Source organism: Bdellovibrio svalbardensis, assembly GCF_029531655.1.
Lineage (GTDB): Bacteria > Bdellovibrionota > Bdellovibrionia > Bdellovibrionales > Bdellovibrionaceae > Bdellovibrio > Bdellovibrio svalbardensis.
The window spans coordinates 996838-1013458 of sequence record NZ_JANRMI010000002.1 but is presented as its reverse complement, the minus strand read 5'-3'; the positions used below and the strand labels follow the sequence as shown (position 1 = coordinate 1013458).

Annotated in this window: 16 protein-coding genes; 7 read left to right on the top strand and 9 right to left on the bottom strand. The window is 46.1% G+C overall.

Annotated elements, in window-relative coordinates; all coding sequences use genetic code 11:
* Positions 1–224: 224 nt before the first annotated feature.
* From NWE73_RS10070 to NWE73_RS10045, 6 genes are all read right to left on the bottom strand, one after another.
* On the bottom strand, positions 225–755 hold the full coding sequence (locus tag NWE73_RS10070; RefSeq protein ID WP_277578187.1) for a GNAT family N-acetyltransferase: 531 nt from the start codon (positions 753–755) through the stop codon (positions 225–227).
* Positions 756–850: 95 nt separating this feature from the next.
* Positions 851–2005, bottom strand: a complete 1155-nt coding sequence (locus NWE73_RS10065) for a glycosyltransferase family 4 protein (protein ID WP_277578186.1) — start codon at positions 2003–2005, stop codon at positions 851–853.
* Positions 1993–2991 carry a dTDP-glucose 4,6-dehydratase gene (rfbB, locus tag NWE73_RS10060; protein ID WP_277578185.1) on the bottom strand — a complete coding sequence of 333 codons (999 nt, stop codon included), beginning with the start codon at positions 2989–2991 and terminating at the stop codon, positions 1993–1995. Before rfbB ends, NWE73_RS10065 begins: the two co-directional genes overlap by 13 nt.
* Before the next feature lie 7 nt (positions 2992–2998).
* Positions 2999–3889, bottom strand: coding sequence for a glucose-1-phosphate thymidylyltransferase RfbA (gene rfbA, locus NWE73_RS10055; protein ID WP_277578184.1), 891 nt, complete (start codon positions 3887–3889; stop codon positions 2999–3001).
* On the bottom strand, positions 3886–5025 hold the full coding sequence (rffA, locus tag NWE73_RS10050) for a dTDP-4-amino-4,6-dideoxygalactose transaminase (protein ID WP_277578183.1): 1140 nt from the start codon (positions 5023–5025) through the stop codon (positions 3886–3888). The genes rfbA and rffA overlap by 4 nt, the downstream gene beginning before the upstream one ends.
* Before the next feature lie 40 nt (positions 5026–5065).
* Positions 5066–6712 carry a methyl-accepting chemotaxis protein gene (locus NWE73_RS10045; RefSeq protein WP_277578182.1) on the bottom strand — a complete coding sequence of 549 codons (1647 nt, stop codon included), beginning with the start codon at positions 6710–6712 and terminating at the stop codon, positions 5066–5068.
* 189 nt (positions 6713–6901) lie between these two features.
* Between NWE73_RS10045 and NWE73_RS10040 the strand changes: the two genes are divergently transcribed.
* The 6 genes from NWE73_RS10040 (at position 6902) to NWE73_RS10015 (ending at position 12295) form a co-directional block, all read left to right on the top strand.
* Positions 6902–7786 carry a hypothetical protein gene (locus tag NWE73_RS10040; protein ID WP_277578181.1) on the top strand — a complete coding sequence of 295 codons (885 nt, stop codon included), beginning with the start codon at positions 6902–6904 and terminating at the stop codon, positions 7784–7786.
* A 105-nt stretch (positions 7787–7891) separates the two neighbouring features.
* Positions 7892–8626: an efflux RND transporter periplasmic adaptor subunit gene (locus NWE73_RS10035; protein ID WP_277578180.1), complete on the top strand. Its 735-nt coding sequence runs from the start codon at positions 7892–7894 to the stop codon at positions 8624–8626.
* 3 nt (positions 8627–8629) lie between these two features.
* A complete protein-coding gene (locus tag NWE73_RS10030; RefSeq protein WP_277578179.1) occupies positions 8630–9373 on the top strand; it encodes an ABC transporter ATP-binding protein in 744 nt (247 codons plus the stop codon).
* Positions 9370–10116, top strand: a complete 747-nt coding sequence (locus NWE73_RS10025) for an ABC transporter ATP-binding protein (protein WP_277578178.1) — start codon at positions 9370–9372, stop codon at positions 10114–10116. The genes NWE73_RS10030 and NWE73_RS10025 overlap by 4 nt, the downstream gene beginning before the upstream one ends.
* Entirely contained in the window at positions 10113–11225 is a 1113-nt protein-coding gene (locus NWE73_RS10020) for an ABC transporter permease (protein WP_277578177.1), read from the top strand. The genes NWE73_RS10025 and NWE73_RS10020 overlap by 4 nt, the downstream gene beginning before the upstream one ends.
* Entirely contained in the window at positions 11222–12295 is a 1074-nt protein-coding gene (locus NWE73_RS10015; protein ID WP_277578176.1) for an ABC transporter permease, read from the top strand. Before NWE73_RS10020 ends, NWE73_RS10015 begins: the two co-directional genes overlap by 4 nt.
* 42 nt (positions 12296–12337) lie before the next feature.
* Here NWE73_RS10015 and NWE73_RS10010 read toward each other — a convergent pair whose 3' ends face one another.
* Complete coding sequence (locus NWE73_RS10010) at positions 12338–13150, bottom strand: hypothetical protein (protein WP_277578175.1); 813 nt, start codon at positions 13148–13150, stop codon at positions 12338–12340.
* A gap of 237 nt (positions 13151–13387) precedes the next feature.
* Entirely contained in the window at positions 13388–13609 is a 222-nt protein-coding gene (locus NWE73_RS10005) for a hypothetical protein (protein ID WP_277578174.1), read from the bottom strand.
* A gap of 266 nt (positions 13610–13875) precedes the next feature.
* Between NWE73_RS10005 and NWE73_RS10000 the strand changes: the two genes are divergently transcribed.
* The gene (locus NWE73_RS10000) at positions 13876–14223 is read left to right on the top strand and encodes a putative quinol monooxygenase (protein ID WP_277578173.1); all 348 of its coding nucleotides are present in this window, start codon (positions 13876–13878) and stop codon (positions 14221–14223) included.
* Here the strand turns inward: NWE73_RS10000 and ligD are convergent.
* Entirely contained in the window at positions 14167–16617 is a 2451-nt protein-coding gene (ligD, locus tag NWE73_RS09995; protein WP_277578172.1) for a DNA ligase D, read from the bottom strand. The genes NWE73_RS10000 and ligD overlap by 57 nt on opposite strands.
* Positions 16618–16621: the final 4 nt, after the last annotated feature.

The following is a 16621-nucleotide window of genomic DNA, read 5'->3' as shown; positions in this document are numbered from 1 at the left end:
TTCCTTGTTTTCAATCCAAAGCCTGTGCAGGAATGTGCAGGCTTTGTTGTTTTCGAAGCTAAGAGTTCAAAAGGCAGAGGCGGTTTTGCGACATTCTGTCATCCATGAGCAAGTTTTTCCCCACCGTCCTGGCGGGGAATCATTATTATATATTCTTATCCGAAGTATTTCAAATTCCAGCCGGAAACGATTTCTTGAACGCGATCCCGGTTGTTTATCGAAATTTAGAGAGTGCGAACTTTAGAAGACTGAATTTCGAAAACGATAAATTCAACATCGTCTTCTATCACTCGAGACGCTTCTTTCATTCTGAGTTTTTTTGCAAGAGCTATCGAAGCCGTATTGGTCGGCATTATCTGGGCCGTAATTTTTTCAAAATTTAGAGCGTTGAAGCCATAACTAAGACACGCTTGGGCCGCTTCAAATGCGAAGCCTTTGCCCCAGCTTGATCTCAAGAAGCGATAGCCTAAATCTATCTCTTTAGTTTCTTCGATCCACTTGAGCCCGCACCAACCAAGTTTTTTTCCCGTTGCCTTTTCAATAACCAGAAATCGTCCGATTTTTCGCTCTGCGAACTGCGCTCTTAGGCTTTCAATTAATCCCCTGGCTTTACTTACGTGTTCGAACGGTCCGTCAGGGACATAGCGAGTGACTTCAGGATCTAAATTCAACTCCATCATAAAATCGACGTCGTCAAATCGATGCGGCCTTAGCTCTAATCTGGCGGTGAGTAATTTAAAATTATCAACAGTCATAGAAAAATCATACGAGATCGTATCGCACCTGTATAGAAACTAACCATATAGCCCCACGAGTCGCAGCAGATCGGCGGGCAGAAGGGCCTTTTTTGTTATTTCAAACGGGAATAGAGCGCTAGGAACTTTTCCAGAGTTTCTTTCCATTCATGATTTTGTACAGACCACTGACGGGCTTTCAAGCCTTGAACTTTGATAGCTCCAGGATTGTTTAAATAGTAACGGAAAGCCTCTGTCAGTGAAGACGGGGATTGCGGCTGTGCTAAAACGCCACGCTCATTTTCTCCCACTTGTTCCGGGGTTCCGCCGGCATTGGTTCCAATTACTGGTTTTGCCATCATCATGGCATCTAAAACACTCAATGAATAAGTCTCGTTGTAAGAGGCAAGTGCAAAGACATCCAGGGCTTCAATGTAGGGGATGTAGTCCTTTTGAAAAGGGATGCGCACAAGATGGTTTCTATAGCGCGGATTGCGTTGCTGTTCTTGAATCCACTCTAAGAGCACGCGGGAAGGTTCGGCAAAGATCGGTTGTCCTTGCTCATCTTTTCCAGCAATCGTGGGATCACCAATAATCCATAACTGAATTCTTTTGAGCTCTGAGTCAGAAAGGCTCTCTAGGGCTTGAACCAGTTCTTTCACTCCTTTGCCTGGATCAATACGGCAAAGAGTTCCAATGACGATTTGATCGGGAGCTGCTTGGTAAAGTCCACGCAGTCCTTCCCGTTCCTTGGGATAAGGTTTGAAAAGTTCAACATTGCGCCCGTAGCGAATCAAATGAAGCTTGCTGGGTGCGATCGGGAAGTTCTTTTTGACGTCATTCAGAATCGTTTCAGAGGAGCTGCAAAGGGCATCGACTTTAGAGAACAACCACTTGTGAACGAAATCCTTTTTAGGAGTCGCATTCATATAGAGATTGTAAATATGCTTAATCTTGCGATTGTTCCAAATCGCCAAAGCGCAGGCCCACATATCCAGGCGGGTGTGTGAATGCAATAAAGTGATCTTGTGCTTGGTAATTATGCGACGAATGATCCTTGCAGTCGCAAGTTTCGAAAGCTTCTTTTCAGGAAAAGGAAGGATTTCGATATGGGCTTTTTTTAACTCTTCAGCGACACGACTGTGAGCGGAACAAAGAACCACTTGTTTGATGCCAGTACTTGCAAGCTTTTGAATCAGCTCGCAAGTATAGATTTCAAGTCCACCCCAAGACAAAGAATGAATGCAGTGAAGAACTCTTACTTCGCCCATAGATTTCTATAGTATTCAATGGTGCGAAGAAGACCTTGCTCTTCAAATTTAACAGTCGGGTTCCAGTTCAATTCTTTTTGAGCTTTGCTGTAGTCGATCGCATAACGGAAGTCGTGACCTTTGCGATCCTGGACGAAGTTCAAAAGAGATTCTGGTTTGCCGAGATGTTTAAGGATCATTTTTGCGACGTCGAGATTTTGTCTCTCGGAGTTGCCGCCGAAGTTGTAAACTTCGCCCGCTTTTCCAGATGTGAAGGCTTTCCAGACGCCTTCATTGTGGTCGTCGACATAAATCCAGTCGCGGATGTTCATGCCCGTGCCATAGATCGGAAGTTTTTCGTTGGCAAGCGCGCGTTTGATCATCAATGGAATGAATTTCTCTTCAACCTGCAAAGGGCCGTAGTTGTTCGAGCAACGAGTGATCACAGTTGGCAATTTAAAGGTCTCAAAGAAAGAACGAACTAATAAATCCGCACTGGCTTTGGAAGCGCTATAAGGACTGTTCGGCGCAATCGGAGTGCTTTCCGTGAAGGCCGGATCTTCCATTTGCAAAGTTCCATAGACTTCGTCTGTGCTGACCTGGAGGTAGCGGAAGTTTGGATTTTTCTCAAACAAAGCCAGACTTTCTTTAAGAAGATTCAAAGTTCCCAGAACATTGGTTTCAACAAAAATATTTGGACTTTCGATAGAGCGATCGACGTGTGATTCCGCCGCGAAGTTCATTACGCCCGCAAAGTTATGTTTTTTAAACAATTCATGCATTTTTTGAGAATCACGAATGTCGGCGTGAACAAAACTAAGGTGTTTGTTGCTGTCGAGTTCTTTTTGAATGTTCTCTAGGCGGCCGGCATAAGTTAAGGCATCGACAATTACGAAATCGAATTTGTCAGCGACATCAGCTCTGCAAGTGATGGTTTTGATGAAATTTGAACCGATAAAGCCAGCGCAGCCGGTGAGTAAGACAGTTTGTTTCACGGATTGTTTCATGGGGCCTCTAAATAGTTTCTTCAGTGATGATTTTCTCTAGGTAACTGCGGTAAGAGCACTTCGGAAGTTCTGAAGTGATTTTTTGCAGCTGTTCGAGAGTGATAAACTTCATGCGGAAAGCGATTTCTTCAAGACAAGCCACTTTCAAGCCTTGGCGCTCTTCGATGGCGCCAATGAAAGCTGCAGCATCCAGAAGTGAACGCGGAGTTCCAGTGTCGAGCCAAGCCAGGCCACGATACATCATCTCAACGCCCAATTTTCCTTCGTTATGATAGGAAAGGATCAAATCAACGATTTCAGTTTCACCACGGGCAGAAGGTTTTACCGCTTTCGCGCGGGCTGCAACGGTATTGTCGAAAAGGTAAAGACCTGGCACTGCGTAGTTTGATTTTGGTTGTTTGGGTTTTTCTTCGATGGACTTTACTTTTTTTGTACCCTTGTCGAATTCCACAACTCCGTAAGCTGTAGGATCGGCCACGTAATAAGCGAAGACGCGACCATGGAGTCCGTTCTTTTTCTCTTCTTGTTCTTTGATTGCCAAACGAAGGAAATCCAGATCGCCATAAAACATATTATCGCCCAGGATCAAGCAGACGTTGTCGTCGCCGATAAACTTTTCGCCCAGGACGAAAGCGTCAGGCAGTCCCGTGGGTTTTTCTTGGATCACATAAGATAACTTAATGCCAAATTGCGAACCATCACCCAAAAGTTTCTTAAACAAAGGCTGGTCGTCAGGGGTGGTGATCAAAAGAATATCTTTAATCCCGCCAAGCATTAAAATGCTGAGCGGGTAGTAGATCATAGGCTTGTCATAGACCGATTGAAGTTGTTTGGTCATGACTCGTGTCATTGGGTAAAGGCGAGAGCCTGCGCCCCCGGCTAAGATAATACCTTTCATGATTTCCTCGCGAAGAATTGACGAACGGTATTAAGAACAGTGTTCACGTCGTCTGGTGTAAGATCTGCATACATAGGCATGCGCAATAAGCGATTGGCTTGATCGTCAGTGACTTTCATAGAGCCCGCCACGCGGCCGAAGCGCACTCCCGCAGGAGCTGAGTGTAATGGAACATAGTGAGTCGTCGATTGAATTCCATGCTCTTTAAGGTCCGACCACAAAGCTGCGCGTTCTTCCGCTGAATTCAAAAGGATATAATAAATATGTGCATTGGCTTGCGACTCTGCAGGAACTGTCATGCGAGTCAGCTTGCCCGCTTTTTCCAGGTCGGCAAAACCCTGATGATACTGATTCCAATGTGCCAGTCGGTGAGCGGTGATTTGTTCACCCTCTTCAAGTTGTGATAACAAGAAGGCCGCCGCCAGTTCCGACTGCAAGTACGAAGAGCCTTTGTCCTGCCAGGTGTATTTGTCCACTTGGCCATTGAGGAACTGCTGACGGTTGGTGCCCTTGTCGCGGACTATTTCAGCGCGGGCGACGAAGCGGGGATCGTTGATGATCAGAGCGCCACCTTCACCGCAGACGATATTTTTAGTCTCATGGAAGCTGTAAGCCGCCATATGTCCCCAAGCCCCAAGGGGTTTGCCCTTGTAAGAGGCGAAGATGGCTTGAGCCGCATCGGCGACCACGATGAAGTTGTGCTTTTCAGAAAGAGCCATGATCTTGTCCATCTCACATCCCACACCCGCATAGTGTACCGGCATGACAACTTTGGTTTTAGGCGTGAGAGCTTTTTCCATGGCAGCAACGTCGATGTTCATCGTTTGAGGATCAACGTCGACGAAAACAGGAGTTGCACCATAAAGAGCGATGACATTGGCCGTTGAAGTGAAAGTAAATGATGGAAGAATCACTTCATCTCCAGGACCGATGTCAGCCAAAACCATGGCCATCTCTAAAGCGGAGGTGCATGAAGGAGTGATAACGGCCATTTCACATTGAAGATGATTTTTAAACCACTCTGCGCATTTTTTATTGAAGATGCCTTCGCCACTGAGTTTTTTGAAGCCAATGGCCTGGCCAATATACTTTTCTTCGTTCTTGCTGCGAGGAGGGACATTAAATGGAATTTTCATGCCCTCCAGTCTATTACAAGGGAACTAGGGGAGCAACGGATTAAAAGCCATCCGTTGTACCCACTTTTCTATGGAGACCTTCTTGGCGCGAGTCATCGTCAAATGGAATTGTGGCGGCGGCTGAATGTGGCTTTTTGCCCACGGACCTTGTGGCAGTTCTTGGTTTAAATGGGACAACCTTGGCAGGAGCCGGGGTTGTTTTTGTATGGCGCTGAGCTTCCATTTCTGCTGCACCTCCAAGGATGACTCTGTTGAGGTTCACAGTCAGATTTTGCATTTGCTGTGTTTGTGCTGAAATTTCCTCAGAAGAGGCCGCAATTTCTTCAGACGAAGCCGCGTTGGCTTGAGTGCTTTGGTCAAGTTGGTTCATAGCCTTGCTAATCTGCTGAATACCAGTCGTTTGTTCAGAACTCGCTGCGGAGATTTCATTGTTCAAGTCTGAAACCTTTTTCACAGAATTGACGATATTGTTTAAGGTCTCACCAGAGCGATCGGCGACGTCAGAGCCTCTTTCAACCTGGTTGACGCTTTCTTTGATCAAAACATTGATGTCTTTTGCGGCAACTGCGGAACGTTGTGCCAAGGCGCGAACGGCCTCAGCAACCACCGCGAAACCTTTTCCTTGTTCGCCGGCGCGAGCGGCCTCAACCGAGGCATTCAGTGCGAGAAGATTGGTTTGGAAGGCGATGTCATCAATAACACTAATAATCTCTTCGATCTTCTTGGAAGACTTGGAAATGTCGTGCATTGAGGCAATCAGAGTCTGAATTTCACGTTGTCCTTCTTCCGCGGCATCGCGGGAGGATACCGAAAGTGCCGCCGCTTGTTTGGCATTGTCGGAGTTCATTTTTACCATCGAAGACATTTCCTCCAGGGAGGCGACTGTTTCCTCTAAGGATGCAGCAGACTCCGTGGAAGCCTGAGACAATGTTTGACCAGCAGAGGTCAGCTGAGAGATGGCCCCAGAGACCTGTGTTCCCACCTCCGCAAGATGAGACGCAATGCTTCCAACTGAGTTTGAAACACGATAGGCGATCCACATAAGAATTCCAAATAAAGCAAAACAACAGAAGGCAGAGATTAGAACCAGCAATTGAGAAATCGTTTTGCGGTCCGCTTCTTGTTTCTTGTTGTTGGCTTCATTCATCGCTGAGTATAGCTTGATGTTCGCAGCCATCATGGTTTGCACATCTGTTGCTAAAATATGCCAATGGCCCCCATTCATGAGGGTTTTGATTTTTGCATCAGACTCAGGAAGGTTTTTCTTGAGGTCGGCAATAATGCTTTCGGTGAGCTGGTAGAACTCTTCTTTGTGCTCTTTTACCTTTGCATAGTTCTTGGCTTCTTCGGGTTCAAAACTTTGCTTCTCATACATGTCCTGACCTTTTTTAAAGTCTTTGAATGCGTCTTCTGCCTTACTAATAAAAGAGGCGCGGCCTTTGGCGTCGTCATGCAAACTGAGAGAAGCCCAGATAAAATAACCGACCCGAGCTCTTTGCATGCCCATTTGTCCGAGAGCTTCCATATTGGGAATTACATCTGAATAGGCACCTGAAAGTTGGGTGCCGATCTCATCAAGTCCGCGCATCGCAATCACTGTGATTGTGGCGAAAGCAAATACGGGAAGAAAAGCTGATAGAAGAAGTTTTCCACGCAAGCCATGAATCCAGGATTTTAAAGAGTTCATCAAGCGTCCTTTCGAGGTCGAAGTCTTATGAAAGGTTCTCTTCGGGATGTTTGTGCTGGTTCTTTACGGTGGGATAATAAACCAGACTGGCTCAAGGTGCGGTGTGACATGAGCTCATGTTTCTGTTTGTAAATGTACGCGCGACGTGGTTCGATTTTGCAACGTCTAGACTCAAGGAGGGGAAAAGTCATGACAAAATCAACGATGATTCGTGCATTGTCGGGTGTTGCATTGGTAGCAACTCTTGGCTTCACATTTAAGTCACAGCAGGTTCAAGAGCTTTGCCACGGTTTCGTACCGGAAAACAGCATGTATATTCCAGAAGGTTTGTACACAACTGGAGGTATTTCTCAGGATCAATTCAACCAAGTTATGGATCGTGTAGAAAAAATCTTCACAAGAGATGTTGAAGGTTTCGGCGACAAACTTAAAATCAACCGTTTGTGGTCAGATGGTACAGTGAACGCATCTGCACAAAAATCTGGCAACACGCGCATCCTAAATATGTACGGCGGTTTGGCTCGTCATAAAGCTATCGGCGTTGAAGGTATGGCTTTGGTTGTGTGTCATGAGTTGGGTCATCATAATGGTGGTGCACCTAAATCTGCTGGCTGGTACAGCACTTGGGCAACAAATGAAGGCGGATCTGACTATTTCGCAACTTCAAAATGTCTTCGTCGCTTCTTCGCTGAAGATGACAACGCAGCTATCGTTGCAGGTTTGACAATTGATCCAACGGCGAAAGCTGGTTGCGAATCTCAATTCTCTAATTTGCAGGATCAATTGATCTGCTTGAGAATCTCTGAAGCCGGTCAACAAGTTGCTAACTTGTTCATGGATCTTAGCGGCGATTCAAAACCACCAAAATACAATACTCCAGATAAATCTGTAGTTAAACGCACGAACGATGCGCATCCAGCGACTCAATGCCGTTTGGATACTTACCTTGCTGGCGCACTTTGCCAAGTAAGAGAAACTGAAGTTCCTAGCGATACAGATTACAAAGTAGCTTCTTGCTACACACCACGCGATGCTGTTGGCTTCCGCCCACTTTGCTGGTTCGCTCCTAAGTAATCCGGAGCAAAAAAATAGACGCCGACAAAGTCGGAGTGAAGGCCAGTGTTGGAAGACACTGGCTTTTTTATTTTCTAAAGCGGATTCCACGAGTAGCGTTTTAGAATGTCCAAGAAAAAGCTTCTTCCTCTAGCCTTGGTGTTAATCCTTCTTGTCGTGGCCTTCCTGGTGAAGGTGTTTTTCTTTCGTTCAGAATTTTTCTATGCAGGAACTATCGAGGTGACGAAAGTGGATGTCCCTGCCCGGGTGGCCGCGGTCATTGATGAAATGCCGATTATGGAGGGGCAGATCGTCACCCAGGGGCAAAAGCTGGTGAAGCTTTCCTGTGAAGATTTAAAAGTATCCTACAGTCTTGCAAAGATTAACTATGACCGGGCCCGCAGTCTTTTTAGAAGCGGGAATATATCTGCGGAAGCTTATGATCAGGCCGCAAATAAGAAAGACGACCTTCAGGTTCGCACCGGATGGTGTGACATATTTTCACCGTTAAAAGGCACAGTGCTGACCAAGTATTTTGAGATTGGCGAGATGGTCAATCCTGGAGCGAAGCTTTTTACGATTGGCGATCTGAGTTCCGTGTATGCCTATTTCTATATTCCGCATGATGAAATCGCAAAAATTAAAGTCGGGCAAAAAACACAGGCTCGACTGCATGAGGTGGACAATAAAGCTTTCGAGGGTGTGGTGGAATTTATTAATCCTGAAGCGGAATTCACCCCTAAGAATGTTCAGACCCGTGATGAGCGAACCCGTTTGGTTTTTGCGGTGAAGGTTCGATTCGCCAATCCTGAAGAGGTGTTAAAACCTGGAATGACCTTGGAGTGGAAGGGTGGAGGATGAGTTATGCCGGCAATTTCTTTACGCGTGCAGGACCTTCACAAAAAGATGAAGAAGGTGCAGGCCTTGAAGGGGCTCACCATGGATTTTTCAGCGAATCAGCTTCACGGAATCATCGGGCCGGAGGGGGCTGGTAAAACCACTTTACTTAGGCATCTGATGGGGTTGTTGTCGCCCGATCAAGGAAAGGTTGAGTACTATCAAGATGATTTGCTGATTTCCTTTTCGGAGGTGCGAACTCGCTGCGCCTATATGCCGCAGACGCAAAGTCTTTATGGTGACCTGAGCATTCATGAGCATCTGGAGTTTTTCCGAACGCTCTACCGATTGTCTGATCAGGAATATCAAGAGCGTCGCGCCCGTTTGCTGGAGATCACTCGTCTTGAAGAATTCAAGGATCGCGTCGCCTCGCAGTTGTCGGGGGGGATGTATAAGAAATTGGGCTTGATGTGTGCCATGTTGGCGGCGCCCAAGCTCATGCTTTTGGATGAGCCGACGAACGGTGTGGATCCTTTAAGCCGGAGGGATTTCTGGGAGCTTCTTAATCAACTTAAAGAAGAGGGCATCACCATTCTTGTTACAACATCCTATATGGACGAGGCTTTGAAATGTGAAAACGTTCACTTGCTTTTCGATGGACAGAGTCTGATGGAAGGATCCCCTTTGGAAATCCTTAAAGCACAAAAATGCCGAAACTTCGATGAGGTGTTTTTGCGTTATGATTCTTCGCTTGAAGCGGAAAAGTTATGATCTCGGTGGAGGTAAAAGACCTTTCTGTAAAGTACGGTGACTTCTACGCAGTAAGGAATTTGTCCTTTGCTGTTGAACGCGGCGATATCTTTGGCTTTCTCGGCGCGAATGGAGCAGGCAAGACCACCACAATCCGGGTTTTGTGCGGATTGATTCTGCCAACTGAAGGTGCGGCCTTTGTCGGTGGGGTGAATGTTCAGGAGGAGCCCTTCGCTGTAAAGCAAAAAGTGGGTTATATGTCTCAGAAGTTCACTTTGTATGACGATATGACCGTGGATGAGAATTTGGCTTTCACAGCCTCATTGCGGAAACTTGAAAAGGGGCAGTTTCAAAATCAAAAAGAAATGCTGTTGAGCTTTATCCACTTCAATCAATCACGCAGTTTGATGGTTCGTGATCTTCCGGGTGGAGTGAAGCAACAGGTGAGCCTGGTTGCATCTTTATTGCATGATCCGGAGGTGGTGTTTTTGGATGAACCCACAGCGGGTGTCAGTCCAGCTTACCGGCAAAGATTTTGGGAACTCATTCAGCAGCTCGCAGCGGCTGGTAAAACAGTTTTTGTGACCACACACTATATGGACGAAGCGGAACGCTGCAATCGCATTGCCTTGATGAGAGCCGGGGAGTTGATCGCATTAGACAGTCCGGAAAACTTAAAGAAAAATAGTTTCCCTAAAAAGAAGCCACAGGAAGTTCATTTGGAAGATGTCTTCATTGCCGTGGTGGAAGGGGGGAGTGAATGATCAGGTCCTCCATCTTGGCTGTCGCGAAGAAAGAAGTTTTTCATATCGTGAGAGACCCATTTACATTGACCATGGCTTTGGGGATGCCCGTTGTGATGGTGCTTTTCTTTGGGCTCGCGATCGAATTTAATTTGGATAAGATACCCATCGCAATCTTTGATGGAAGTAAAACCACCAACTCTCGAGATTTGATTCAGACATTTTCCAGTTCGAAATATTTTATTCCCAAATATGTTTTTGGTCCCGCTCAGGCGTTACAATTGGTCGATGAGGGGGCAGCGCAGGCGGCATTGATCATTCCGCCCACTTACGCGCGTGAGCTGACTTTGTTCAGGCAAAGTTCTGTGCAGATTTTGGTCGATGGCACGGATAATTCTTCAGCTGGATCCATTCTCGGTTACCTCGGTGGTTTGCAGGTGATGGCTTTAAAAAAGGAGTTTGGTGCTCAGGCGGCGCGACCTGTCGTTGATGTGAAAAGTCGGTTTCTTTATAATTCAGAGCTGAACAGTCGCTGGTTTGTGGTTCCGGGTTTGGCGGCGGTGGTGATTGCGGTGCTGTCGATTTTATTGACGGCCTTAACTGTTGCCCGCGAATGGGAAAATGGTTCAATGGAGCTTTTACTGGGAACCCCGATTCGTCCGATCGAGATTATTTTGGGAAAGCTCTTGCCATACTGTGTGATGGGGCTGGTTGCGGCTTTGTTTGTGTTCATGATGTCGCAAATAGTTTTTGAAGTGCCGTTTCGTGGAAATTTTCTAATCTATCTGTTTGCCTGTTTAATTTTCTTAAGTACTTATCTTGCTCAAGGATTATTGATTTCCGTAATCACCCGCAAGCAACAATTGAGCATGCAGTTTTCTATGTTGACGGGTTTGCTTCCGACCTTGTTGTTGTCAGGTTTTATTTTTCCCACCGAACATATGCCCAGTTTCTTTTACTATCTGACCATGTTACTGCCTGCAAGGTGGTTTATCTCAATCAGTCGAAAGCTGTTCCTGCAGGGGGCCAGTTTCTTTGATGTGCTACCGTCTCTTTTGGTGATGTGCATTCTGCTCATGGTGATGATTTTACTTGCCACAAAAAAATTTAAAAAGGACGTGGAACCATGAGAACTCTGTTGGGGTTTATCAAGAAAGAGTTTTTGCAGACCCTGCGAGATCCGCGAATGAGAATTCTGCTGTTTCTGGCCCCTTGTGTTGAGTTGACTATTTTTGGGGTGGCCTTGTCGACGGAGGCCAAAAATATTCGTTTGAGTGTTGTGGGAGCGCCTAGCGATTCCATGCTTCAGACCATCTATCGTGATTGCCTTGCTTCGGGTTGGTTTATTCCGGCCAAAGTCAGTTCTTCAGATCCGTTTGAACAAATGCAAAGAGATGAGGCGGATGCAGTGATGATTGCTCCGCCAGGCGGCTTGGATAAGGCTATCGGGCAAGGGCGGGGGCAGGTGCAGCTCTTGGTGAATGCCATCAATGTGACGCGGGGGCAGAGCATTGAGCGCTATTTCATGGCTGTGACTCAAAGCCAGGCGCCTCGCAGTTCGCCACTGCAGTTCGATGTACGGGTACTGTACAATCCAGCGATGCGTTCCGCCTATTTTTTGATTCCCGGCGTGATGAGTATGCTGGTGTGCCTGATTACAATTCTTTTGACGAGCATGTCCATTGCCAAAGAAAAAGAGATTGGAACTTTCGAGACTTTAATTTCAGCGCCGATATTGCCCGAGGAAGTGCTATTGGGAAAAACGGTACCTTTTGTGTTGTTGGGTATGAGTAATATTCCATTGATTATGGCCGTGGCAGTTTTTGTATTTGAACTACCTTTGCGGGGAAGTATTTGGTGGTTGATGTTTTCCTCAGGCGTCTTCGTTTTTTGTACGGTGGCCATTGGTCTTTTGATTTCGACTTTGGCAAAGAATCAACAGCAGTCGATGATGGGCGGCTTTCTATTTTTATTTCCCGCCATGTTGCTTTCCGGTTTGGTGTTTCCCATTGAGAACATGCCTTGGGCTTTGCGTTTGGTTTCGTATCTGAATCCGCTGACGTATTTTATTGAAATCTTGCGAAACATAACGCTTAAAGGTGGAGATTCTCGGTTGCTACTGTTCAATACTTCTATTTTGGCTGCGATGGCAGTGATGGCAATCTTTGTAAGTTGGCGGAGATTTAAAACTCGGCTTTAAGAAGAATTGAAAGCCGAGTCCTTGCTTCGCTTGCAGACAAAGTTAATTGCAGAATGGAAGCTTTTTAACAATTGCCGCAATTTCAGAGATATGTTGGTATCGTCCACCACTGCGAAGGGTTGACCAATAGGCCCCGGAGCTGACGGTGATCTGTCCTTTTCTAGAGATGATTTTCGCCATGATGCCGACGCCACAGTAAAGATTCTTATAAGGATCTAGAACGTCTTTTTTAGGATCTTTAACGCTGAGGTTTTTATCCTTGTTCCAATCAAAATCGCAGAAGGGATAGCCTTGAATATCCTGATAAGAAAGTTGCAACAAACCTTCAGAATAGACGGGTTGTCCAGTAATGCCGTCCGTGCCCATGGTCGACTCGTGAAAGCGCATGGTGGGATCGTAACCACTTTCAAATTTAGCAACGCCCACAAAAAGCGCCGCCCAGGCATTCGCACGTTGATCGTTGTCTAGTTTATAATATTTGGGACAGAAGGTTTCAATATCATCAGCACCGGCTAAAAGACTGTTCCATTTGTTAAGTAGAATATCCTGTAAATAAAGAGACCACTTTGTGCGTTCGGGTTTGGTTGAGGTTTCCCAGGCCAGAGCTGTCATCTTATAGCTGCTCACTGGTGGAGTGGGCTCTGTCGTGCCAGGTGTGTCGGTCCCCGGAGTGGTGGTGCTTCCAGGGTCTGTGGGCGCAGTTGAGCCTGAGCTTTGGTTGTCTGAGCCAGTACTGGTATTAGTTGTAGGAAATTGGCTGGATTTTGAGCAACCCATCGACAGGACCAGGAATACAGAGAGAGTTGTAGCAATTATAAAAGCATTGAAGACATGGTGATTTCTTTTTTGTGGCATAGGGCCCCCCGCAGTCTTAGTTAAGCAACGTTAAGACCATATGAGGTGGTTCTATATTTTTCGAAGTGGTTGAAATCGCAAGACTTCTCAAAATATGAGAAGGGGGAAGTTCTTTTTAATTTGTCTACGTCCAGGGAAATGAATCGGAGTTAGACGAATTTCAAAAAAACAAAAGCCCATCATGATGACGGGCTTTTGTTTAATTATGGTTAGTTCTATTTTTAAAAAGCGGGCAGATTATTGTACGTAAGGTTTCCCTGGTACATCAAATCTTTGAGAGCGCATATCGTAGCGCCACTCTCTGGAAGGTTCTTCATAAGAAGAAGGTGTTCTTGGATCCACCGATTTATGTGGATAATAAGCTTGCGGCTCACTGCTACTGAAGTGTGCGCAACCTGAAAGTCCCGCTACTGCAAGGAAACATGCTGCCATTACTGTCTTTGCTGATTTCTTTAACATACGCACTCCTATGTTGTCTTGTCTGCACTCCGAGTTCGTCGGAGCAAAGTTAAGCTCTTGTTCTTTGTTGAGCAAAACACTCATCGGTGTTTTTCCAGACTTAAGAAGGGTCTTTGGTAAAAAAATTAAAGTTTATTGAGTTTTTTATGAGCGTGTTTAGTTCTGAGTCGGCTTTTGCGTCAGTCTGAGAATTTACAAAACCATCTCGGTTCAGTTGGCAGTCGCAAAATCCTCGTATGTACTGAATTGGTACAAAGGAGAATCAGATGGTTAAAGCCGCGTTGTTAGTTCGAATGGAAGCGAAGCCTGGAAAAGAAAAAGAGGTGGAGGATTTTTTAAAGGGGGCATTACCCTTGGTGGAGGAAGAACTCAATACGACCGCCTGGTTTGCTATTCGTTTAAGTCCCTTGGTCTTTGGTATTTTTGATGCCTTTCCTGATGAGTCCGGGCGGCAAGCTCACTTGGTGGGAAAGGTTGCAGAAGCTCTCATGAAGAAGGCTCCGGATTTGTTCTTGAAGGAACCCACGATTGAAAAGGTCGAAGTCTTGGCGGATAAGCTACCTGGTTCGGGTGCTCGCAGTGTCGATCTTCCTCCGGAAGCTTTTGCTCCCTAATTTAAGACTGTCATCTAAAATTTTAATCCGTTGATGGCTGTTCTGGAATTCTGACCAAGGATCTTTTTTTCGTTTTGCTAAATAGGCCAGAGCTCTTGTTAATGAGAACTCATCGGCGCTGGTTGTTTTTTTTAGTTGCGACCACTCCAGGGGCATGGCGACCGCACTCTGAGGCCGCGCGCGCAGAGAATAAGGCGCTACAGCAGTGGCTCCGCGCGTGTTTCGAAAGTAATCAATAAATATTTTTTTAGCGCGAAGATTTTTGGTCATTTTAAAGATATAGCGATCTGGTCGAGAGATTTCCAGTTCCTTGGCTAGGGCTGCAGAGAAAGCTTTGATTTGCTCCCAAGAGTAGACGGGCCTGACGGGAATATGCACGTGCAGTCCCTTGCCTCCGCTTAATTTTACGAAGCTTTTGATTTTCAGTTGCTCAAGCATCTTTTTTAGATCAAAGGCCGCCTCAACAACCTGGTGCCATGGCACATGGGGCCCAGGGTCGAAGTCGATAACAATCTGGTCGGGATTTTCAACGCTCTCTGCAACAGAGTTCCAACAATGAATTTCAAATGCTCCCATTTGCACCAGCGTGGTCAAGCCCAGTGGATTCTGCAGGCCAATGTAATTTTTCACTCCGGATTTTTCGGCGATGGGGATTTCCCGCAGGGTGGCTGGGAGTGGGGTAGGAATGTGCTTTTGGAAAAAACAACTTTTCAGGACCCCTTCGGGGCAACGCAAAAGCGAAAGAGGACGATTGCGAAGGTAGGGCAGTATTTCTTTAGATATTTTGTGATAGTAATTGGCAACCTCTAACTTGGTGATTTTTTCTTTCGGGAAAAGAATTTTGTCGGGATTGGTGATAGTCACGGATTCCAGTTCTTTTGCGGAGAGTGGCTCTTCCACCGTGATCTCTTTTGTGGGTTTATCTTCGCGCAGACCATTAAAAACCGGGGCGCGCAAGTGTCCGTCATGGGTCCAGTTGGCAAAAATAATTTCAGCACTCCAAAGGGGTTTGAGCCAGTGCACGCGATGCTCATGGGGTGATTTTTTTTGAAAGGGAGATTTGCGTTGTTCCAGAGGGGCGAGGGTTTTTAAGACCTCGAGCAGGGATTTCTGAGTGAATCCGGTTCCGACTTTACCCACATAGTGAAGTTGATTTTTTTTGTAAACGCCCAGTAGTAACGCGCCCAAGGAGCTGCGAGCCCCTGAGCCCTTGGTGTAGCCGCCTATTACGAATTCTTGTTGATGAGTGCATTTTGTCTTGATCCAATTTGGATTGCGATTCGAGACATAAGTGCTTTCAATATTTTTCGAGACGATTCCTTCCAGCTTGTGTTGGCAGGCGATCTTAAGCAGCTCTTGCCCTGAGCCTCTGAGTTCTTCGCTGTAGCGAATATTCTTGGCAGCCTTCTTTAAGATCATCTTTAGGCGTTTTTTTCTCTCGCTCAATTCAAGATCGCGGGTGTCTTGAGTTGAATATGAAAGCAGATCGAAAGCATAATAAATGAGCGGAGCAGTTTGTTGGCTCTTTAAGGCATTCTGCAGAAGTTGAAAGTCGCTTCGCCCCGTGCTGTCCAGCCAAACCACTTCGCCATCAAGGACGGCTTCATCGACGGATAAACTTTTCAGGGATTCGATGAGTGATGGAAACCTGTTGCTCCAGTCAAGCCCGGTCCGCGTTAAAAGAACCGCTTTTCCTCTGTTGATATGAGCCTGCATGCGGTAACCATCAAACTTTATTTCGTGAATCCAATTGTCCCCCAGAGGAGGGATGTTGGCCAGTTGAGCCAACTCTGGGGAGATGAATTGGGATGCTTTTAATTTGGAATTTTTAGAGTGTCCGGTTCTTGTAGAAGAGACGGGGATCTTTTCTGATTTTTTTGAAGATTTCTTTTTTGGAGGCGAAGTTTCAGGTTTAACGAAGTCATCCTTTTGTTTGATAAGCAACCACTGGTTTTTGCGTCCCGCAAAGTGTGTGCGTATCAGATCCCATCGGCCTTTCAATTTTTTGCCTTTGAGATCAAATTGTAGATGGCCTTTCTTGAATCCCACGGCGGGATCGGTGGTGGGAATCCAGGTTCCCGTGTCCCAGATGATAACTTCTCCTGCTCCATATTGATTTTCTGGAATCACACCTTCGAAACTGCCGTATGAGAGAGGATGATCCTCCACTTCCACGGCCAGTCGTTTTGTATTTGGATCAAGACTGGGGCCTTTGGGGATGGCCCAGCTTTTTAGAACACCTTCCCACTCCAAGCGCAGATCATAGTGGAGGTGAGAAGCGTGATGTTCTTGAATGACGAACATCAAAGCGTGTTCTTTGGATTTCCTTTTGGTTCCCTTGGGCTCTGATGTTTTTTTAAAATTTCTTTTTTGTTGGTACTCATGCAAAGGCATTCAG